The organism is Xenorhabdus sp. IM139775 (assembly GCF_028598745.1).
Classification (GTDB): domain Bacteria; phylum Pseudomonadota; class Gammaproteobacteria; order Enterobacterales; family Enterobacteriaceae; genus Xenorhabdus.
In genome coordinates, this window is sequence record NZ_JAQRFK010000001.1 from 118,653 (window position 1) to 125,835 (window position 7,183).

Annotated in this window: 6 protein-coding genes and 1 pseudogene; 6 read left to right on the top strand and 1 reads right to left on the bottom strand. The window is 48.4% G+C overall.

Annotated features, from left to right (window positions below):
• Positions 1–31: 31 nt before the first annotated feature.
• The 6 genes from PSI17_RS00520 to PSI17_RS00545 all read left to right on the top strand — a co-directional run bounded on the left by PSI17_RS00520 (position 32) and on the right by PSI17_RS00545 (position 6,718).
• Positions 32–1,588: an NAD(P)/FAD-dependent oxidoreductase gene (locus PSI17_RS00520; protein ID WP_273550066.1), complete on the top strand. Its 1,557-nt coding sequence runs from the start codon at positions 32–34 to the stop codon at positions 1,586–1,588.
• Between the two features lie 325 nt (positions 1,589–1,913).
• The gene (locus tag PSI17_RS00525; RefSeq protein ID WP_273550067.1) at positions 1,914–2,810 is read left to right on the top strand and encodes a 2-dehydro-3-deoxygalactonokinase; all 897 of its coding nucleotides are present in this window, start codon (positions 1,914–1,916) and stop codon (positions 2,808–2,810) included.
• Entirely contained in the window at positions 2,794–3,411 is a 618-nt protein-coding gene (locus PSI17_RS00530; RefSeq protein ID WP_273550068.1) for a 2-dehydro-3-deoxy-6-phosphogalactonate aldolase, read from the top strand. The genes PSI17_RS00525 and PSI17_RS00530 overlap by 17 nt, the downstream gene beginning before the upstream one ends.
• A complete protein-coding gene (dgoD, locus tag PSI17_RS00535) occupies positions 3,408–4,556 on the top strand; it encodes a galactonate dehydratase (RefSeq protein ID WP_273550069.1) in 1,149 nt (382 codons plus the stop codon). Before PSI17_RS00530 ends, dgoD begins: the two co-directional genes overlap by 4 nt.
• A gap of 11 nt (positions 4,557–4,567) precedes the next feature.
• Entirely contained in the window at positions 4,568–5,860 is a 1,293-nt protein-coding gene (locus tag PSI17_RS00540) for an MFS transporter (protein ID WP_273550070.1), read from the top strand.
• Positions 5,861–5,950: 90 nt separating this feature from the next.
• Positions 5,951–6,718 (top strand): DUF4184 family protein, encoded by a 768-nt coding sequence (locus tag PSI17_RS00545; RefSeq protein WP_273550071.1) that lies wholly within the window; start codon positions 5,951–5,953, stop codon positions 6,716–6,718.
• A gap of 91 nt (positions 6,719–6,809) precedes the next feature.
• Here the strand turns inward: PSI17_RS00545 and PSI17_RS00550 are convergent.
• Positions 6,810–7,183, bottom strand: a pseudogene (locus PSI17_RS00550) (dienelactone hydrolase family protein); the annotation flags it as partial.

Consider the following 7,183-nt stretch of genomic DNA (forward strand, 5'->3'; position numbering starts at 1 on the left):
GGGTAATTTCCGGCCATAAAGGAGAGCTGAAATGGCAATGAACAGAAGAGATTTTATCTCGACGACTGCCGCGACCCTTGCAGGAGCAGGTGTCCTTTCATCTATACTTCCCACCTCTTTGCTTGCCCGCACCTTAACAGCGTCCGATGCGCCGGCTGTCAATATTGATCAACTCCGGCCGACGCTGTTGCCGGATGCACAGTACCGAACCAGCCGATTGGGGTTGGACCCGCGTATCTGGAACTGGCATCGGGACATGGCTGCCATCGCCATGCCAGCCAACTACTATGAAGCCTCCCTGACTGATTGGCCGGCTCTTGGCGGTTTTCCCGGCAACGGTTTTCCCGGAGAGCAGAGTTGCGAGGTTGTCGTCGTTGGCGGCGGTTTGCTGGGGGCTTCTACTGCACTGCATCTTGCAGAAGCGGGCGTGGATGTGATTCTGGTTGAAAAGGATAACATTGGTTCGGGAGCGTCCGGCCGTAATGGCGGGCAGATGACCCCCGGTATTGCTCGCTGGGCAGCCGAAACCATGCTGGAAAAATTTTCACCCGATGAGGCCAGGCGGTTATGGCGTTTTGCATCGGTTGAAGCGATGGATCTTGTGGATGAACTCCGGGAGCGTTACGGTTTTGAATGTGACCGCAAATATGGTCATATTACCGCAGCGATACACCCAGGCCATATGGGGCCATTGGTGGCGAATGCCGATGCCCGGCGCCATCTGGGAGATAGCGGGGTGAATGTTATTGGGCCCTACGAATTGCAGGAAGAGTATGTGCGTTCGGGTATCTATCATGGTGCCAATATCGACAACATCGGTGGACAAGTTCAGCCACTGGCGCTACTGCGAGGCTTGGTTTATGGCTTTGCCAGACTGGGTGGGCGAGTCTATGAGGGCACGCAAGTGAAGGGTATCAGGCAGGAAGCCAGCGGTGCGATCATAGAAACTGAACGGGGAGTGATCAGGGCGAGCAAGGCCGTGGTACTGGGCGTGCATGGTGCTACCAAGAAATTTATTGCCGGCTCTTCTACTACCGTGCCTTTTTTCACCTATGTGGGCGTCACTCCGCCGTTGCCCGTGGATATCAAAGCGCTGATACCGTCAGGTCTGCCGGTCTACGATACACAGTTACAAATAGACTATTATCGCCCGGTGCGCGATAACCGCCTGCTGTTTGGCGGACAAGGCACCGGCAACTCCTGGTCACCGCGTGATGTGAACAACTACTTGCTTGATCGTATCAGAACCGTGTTCCCGCATCTGGAAAAACCCGAATTAGAATACTCTTGGGGCGGGATCAGCGATCTGACCCTGAACGGTGCCACGGATGCCCGCAAAAGCGATGACAACGTCCCTGTGTATATGGTGCATGGCTGGAGCGGTCATGGCGTCGCGCAGACAGTTCGCATCGGCAAAGCCATCAGTGACGATTTCACCAGCCGCAATCACGATTTTACTATGCTTACCCGCATTGAGCACTCAAGCATTCCACTGGGCTCTTATCTCTCTCCGATGGCTATCCCATTGATTAAAGGCGCTTTGGGCGTGATAAGCACACTTAATCCGGCTGAGATGGTTTCGTTCTGAATGGTATTTTTTGTGATTGATGTTTTTGTGATCAATATTTTTGTGATCAACGTCGTAGTTCAAAGTGATTAAATCAGGATACAGTCATTGCAATTTCGTTATTCAGCATTGTTATTCAATATTGTTATTCAGCATAGAAAATAAACAATATACGGTGAACTAAGCCACTTTCCTTAATAACCCCTGTGGATAAACCCAATACAGGCCATAAAACCTCAACAACATAACGCTTTGTTTGAGGTCATTCGTCGCCAAGGTGCAGATGCGGCTGAACACGCTGTCTTGCATGTGATTGATAGCTCAACCGACGAAGTAAGGAAATAACATGACACTCCGCTACATCGCGATAGACTGGGGCTCCACCAATTTGCGTGCCTGGCTTTTCGACAATAAGTCCTGTCTGGATAAACGTCAGTCAGAAGCCGGTATTACAAAATTGAAGGGGGCTTCACCGCTGGCGGTGTTGGCGGAAATCACCGCAGGTTGGCGTGACGTTAACACGCCAGTCATCATGGCAGGCATGATAGGCAGTAATGCTGGCTGGAAAATTGCGCCTTATTTGCCGTGTCCTGTTGCCTTGACAGCCATTGGCCAACAATTAATGCCGGTTGCTGAACAGGTCTGGATTGTTCCTGGCCTGAGTATTGAACGCGAAAACAATATTAATGTCATGAGGGGAGAGGAAACACAGCTTCTCGGTGCCTGCCACTTGGCTCCCTCCTCTTTGTATGTGATGCCGGGGACGCATTGCAAGTGGGTAACGACAGACAGCTCAACCATTCTGGATTTTCGTACCGTCATGACCGGTGAGCTGCATCATATCCTGTTGCAGCACTCTCTGGTGGGGGTTGGCTTGCCTGAACAGCAAACCAATACGGATATTTTTAGTGCGGGGCTATTGCGCGGTATTGAAAACCCGGCACTGTTACCACAACTTTTTGAAGTCCGGGCGGCTCATGTCTTAAAAGCCTTGCCTGCCGGGTTTATCAGTGAATTCTTGTCTGGATTACTGATTGGCCATGAAATCGCCATCATGACAAAACAGATCGTCAGCGACACAAAACAGCCGATTACTCAGCCTATTACTATTGTGGGCAATCCTACGTTGGCAACGCGTTATCAGGCAGCCTTTAATCATCTCCAATTATCGACGCAGCAAGTTGAAGGTGATACGGCCTTTCTCGCAGGTATAAGGAGTATTGCCCATGCACTGGCAAACTAATCTTCCCCTCATTGCAATTTTGCGTGGTATCACGCCAGCAGAGGTTGCTCCCCATATTGAGGCCTTGCTTGAAGCGGGATTTGATGCCATCGAAATTCCCCTGAATTCCCCTGATTGGGAAAACAGTCTTTCCGCAATGGTCAGAACGTATGGTGACAGGGCGCTGATTGGGGCCGGCACGGTGCTCACACCAAAGCAGGTTGAGCAACTTGCACTGATGGGTTGCAAACTGGTTGTGACACCCAATACGCACCCTGCCGTGATCCGCCGGGCGGTGGAGCACGGCATGACCGTTTGTGCGGGTTGCGCGACGGCCACAGAAGCCTTTGCAGCACTCGATGCCGGTGCGCAATCATTGAAAATCTTTCCATCTGCCGCATTTGGCCCAGATTATATCAAAGCACTCAAAGCCGTATTACCCACGGAGATCCCCGTCTTCGCGGTGGGCGGTGTGACACCGGAAAATTTGCCTGTTTGGTTAACCGCCGGTTGTTTAGGCGCGGGGTTGGGGAGTGATTTGTATCGCGCGGGGCAACCTGTCAGCCGTACTCAAGAAAAAGCCGCTGCGTTTATTCAGGCGTACAGGGAGGCAATGCAATGAGGATCACCAAACTCACGACCTATCGTTTGCCGCCGCGTTGGCTGTTCTTGAAAATGGAAACCGATGAAGGAATTGTTGGTTGGGGGGAACCCGTGATTGAAGGCAAAGCCCGCACCGTTGAAACGGCCGTTCATGAGTTAGGTGAATCTCTTATTGGTCAGGACCCGGCCAGAATCAATGACTTGTGGCAGATGATGTATCGAGGGGGATTCTATCGCGGGGGGCCGATCCTGATGAGTGCGATTGCCGGCATTGATCAGGCACTTTGGGATATCAAAGGTAAAGTTTTAAATGCGCCTGTCTGGCAATTGCTCGGGGGCTTGGTGCGGGACAAAATCAAAGCCTACAGTTGGGTGGGAGGAGATCGTCCGGCAGATATGATTGCCGGAATAGAAAGTTTGCGCAAAATAGGTTTCGATACTTTCAAGCTAAACGGTTGCGAGGAACTGAGCATTATAGACAATGCCCAGAAAGTGGATGCCGCTGTCAATATAGTGGCACAGATCCGGGAAACGTTTGGCAATCAGATTGAATTCGGGCTTGATTTTCATGGGCGTGTGAGTGCACCGATGGCTAAGGTGCTGATACATGAACTTGAGCCATACCGGCCGCTTTTTATTGAGGAGCCTGTTCTGGCCGAGCAAGCCGAATATTATCCTCGCCTTGCTGCCCAAACGCACATTCCGATTGCTGCGGGAGAACGTATGTTTTCTCGCTTTGAATTCAAGCGCGTTCTGGAGGCTGGGGGGGTGTCTATTCTGCAACCGGATCTCTCTCATGCCGGGGGGATTACTGAGTGCTACAAGATAGCAGCCATGGCCGAAGCCTATGATGTAGGGCTGGCACCACACTGTCCGCTTGGGCCGATTGCACTGGCTGCTTGCCTTCACGTCGATTTTGTTTCCCGCAATGCGATTTTTCAGGAACAGAGTATGGGGATCCATTATAACCAAGGTGCAGAACTCTTAGATTTTGTTAAAAATAAAAATGACTTCGATATGACGGGTGGCAACTTCTCTCCTCCGGCAAAAGCAGGATTAGGAGTTGAAATTGATGAGGAACACGTCATTTTCCGTAGCCAGAATGTCGCTGACTGGCGTAATCCGCTGTGGCGTCATGCGGATGGTTCCGTCGCTGAGTGGTAATTCGGTACTCAATGGAGATTTCTGTCATGAAAGAAAAGCCTACACGCCGTCGTTACTTGATCTTGGTGATGATCTTTGTGACCGTCGTTATCTGCTATATCGATAGGGCGAACCTCTCCGTTGCATCAGCCTATATTCAGGAAGAATTTGGTATCAGTAGAACCAAGATGGGATACATTTTCTCTGCTTTTGCCTGGTCATACACCCTCTGTCAAATTCCCGGCGGCTGGTTTCTTGACCGTATTGGCACGAGAGTGACTTACTTTATCGCCATTCTGGGTTGGTCAGTGGCAACCATGTTGCAAGGGTTTGCTACCGGACTATTATCATTGGTGGGTTTGCGGGCAATGACCGGTATTTTTGAAACACCAACATTTCCGGCGAATAACCGGATGGTGACCAGTTGGTTTCCTGAACAAGAGCGTGCTTCGGCGGTAGGGTTCTATACATCCGGTCAGTTTGTGGGGCTGGCTTTCCTGACCCCGGTGCTCATTTGGATTGAGGAAACATTAAGCTGGCACTGGGTATTTATTATTACTGGGGGGATCGGAATGATCTGGTCATTTATCTGGATTAAGGTGTATCAATCCCCACGTAAGAGTAAAGGCGTCAATCCGCTAGAGCTTGACTATATCCGTAGTGGCGGCGGTTTGGTGGATGGTGAGATATCCACAGGGCAAAAAGATCGGCTATCTCTGACGAAGGAAGACTGGAAATTAGTGTTTAATCGTAAATTGCTGGGGGTTTACCTTGGTCAATTCGCCATCGCGTCAACATTGTGGTTCTTTTTAACTTGGTTTCCGAACTATCTGATCGAGGAAAAAGGGATCACCGCACTTAAGGCGGGATTTATGACCACCGTACCTTTTCTGGCCGCGTTTGCTGGGGTGCTTTTATCAGGCTGGATTGCGGATAAACTGGTTAAGAAAGGCTACTCTCTGGGAGTGGCGCGCAAAACACCGATTATTTGTGGTTTACTTATCACTATCTGTATCGTGGGAGCCAATTATACGAATGACCCCATGTTAATTATGCTGTTAATGGCGCTGGCATTTTTTGGTAATGGTTTTGCCTCTATTACATGGTCACTTGTTTCTTCTTTGGCACCCATACATTTAATCGGGCTTACCGGTGGGATATTCAACTTCATTGGTGGGTTAGGCGGGATCACCGTCCCGCTGGTTGTCGGCTATTTAGCCCAGAGCTACGGCTTCGCTCCCGCGTTGGTTTATATCTCAGTTGTTGCGCTGATTGGCGCACTTTCCTACATTTTTCTGGTAGGAGAAGTTAAACGTGTCAGTTAATTGCTTCTTGCTATCTGGATAAACAAGTAGGATAACAAGGTATACTTCCTCTGGCAGACATTAACATTATTGGTTTCAGGATTTTTCGCCATGCCATGGACATTTTCACATCCCGCCGCCGTTTTTCCTTTGAAGGATCTTCCGGGAGGGCGGTTGTTGAACTTACCTGCGCTCATTACCGGCAGTTTGTCTCCTGATTTCTTTTACTCTGTTGGGTCATATGATATTGCGACGACCGCGCATCACTTACCCGGATGGTTTTATACCGCATTACCTTTATGTCTATTGATATTTTTGATTGTACATCTATTGTCATCGCCTTTATCCGTCCTTACCCCAATATCCTTTGCGCGTTATGAAAAACAGAGCCATAAGGACAGAGCCATTTTTGTACTGTCGTTATTTATAGGGGCCATGACCCATATCGGCTGGGATGCCTTCACTCACGATACGGGTTTCTTTGTCAAGCAAATGCCGCTATTACAGTCCCGCGTTTTTCATTCCATTACCCACGGGCAGGGAATAGGGATATATAAAATTCTACAGCATTTCAGTTCATTGTTGGGATTCTTGTACCTGATAATGAAATACCGGCAATATCAGCAAAAATTAGATCCGATTATTCAAAAAGCGAACAAAAGAAAATTTTATCATCTGATTGTTATTGGCTTTATCTCAGGTCTTTTGACATGCCCTGTAGCCTTATTTTTATCCTTGGAAGTATCAGGAATAAATATGGGCAGGTTTATTTTTAAGGAACTGACTCTCTCTGTACCCGTTTTTTTTATTATTCTGGTCGTTATTGCGTTATGGATAAGGGGTTACTCTGCGAAAACTAAACCTGTTCAATCAAAATAAGGTGATGCAAGAGTCAGGCATCACCTTATTTTGGGGAATAAATGTTGGATATTCTCACTATGATAACGAATGATTATGGAACATGGCACTTTTAAGGACGGCTGGCAGCAGTGACTTTGATTTGTGACTGATACCAACTTTTAATGTCTTTAATTATTGTTGCAGCCTGATAGTTCCCGTCACTGTCCTTGAAAAAATGATCTAATCCATCATAAGTCTTAAAAGAAACCATTGGGTTATTAAGTGCTGTTATCATTTTTCGTGCTCCGGCCGCATCAACATTATTATCACTCATGCACTGTATAACCAATAGCGGTATCTTACTGGATTGGATCATTCTTTGGTTATCAATGGATAATGAATCGTACCACCAATTTGCACCATGCCCACTTACTGTCATATCCGCTGGTAAACGCCTTTTTTTTGCCTCTTCGGCAAAAACCTTAAAACTGTTAACGTCTTTAT

What these genes read in the sequence shown, in the direction of transcription:
- PSI17_RS00520 (WP_273550066.1), top strand. Translation starts at nt 32, where the DNA reads ATGGCAATGAACAGAAGAGATTTTATCTCGACGACTGCCGCGACCCTT.
- PSI17_RS00525 (WP_273550067.1), top strand. Translation starts at nt 1,914, where the DNA reads ATGACACTCCGCTACATCGCGATAGACTGGGGCTCCACCAATTTGCGT.
- PSI17_RS00530 (WP_273550068.1), top strand. Translation starts at nt 2,794, where the DNA reads ATGCACTGGCAAACTAATCTTCCCCTCATTGCAATTTTGCGTGGTATC.
- dgoD (WP_273550069.1), top strand. Translation starts at nt 3,408, where the DNA reads ATGAGGATCACCAAACTCACGACCTATCGTTTGCCGCCGCGTTGGCTG.
- PSI17_RS00540 (WP_273550070.1), top strand. Translation starts at nt 4,568, where the DNA reads ATGGAGATTTCTGTCATGAAAGAAAAGCCTACACGCCGTCGTTACTTG.
- PSI17_RS00545 (WP_273550071.1), top strand. Translation starts at nt 5,951, where the DNA reads ATGCCATGGACATTTTCACATCCCGCCGCCGTTTTTCCTTTGAAGGAT.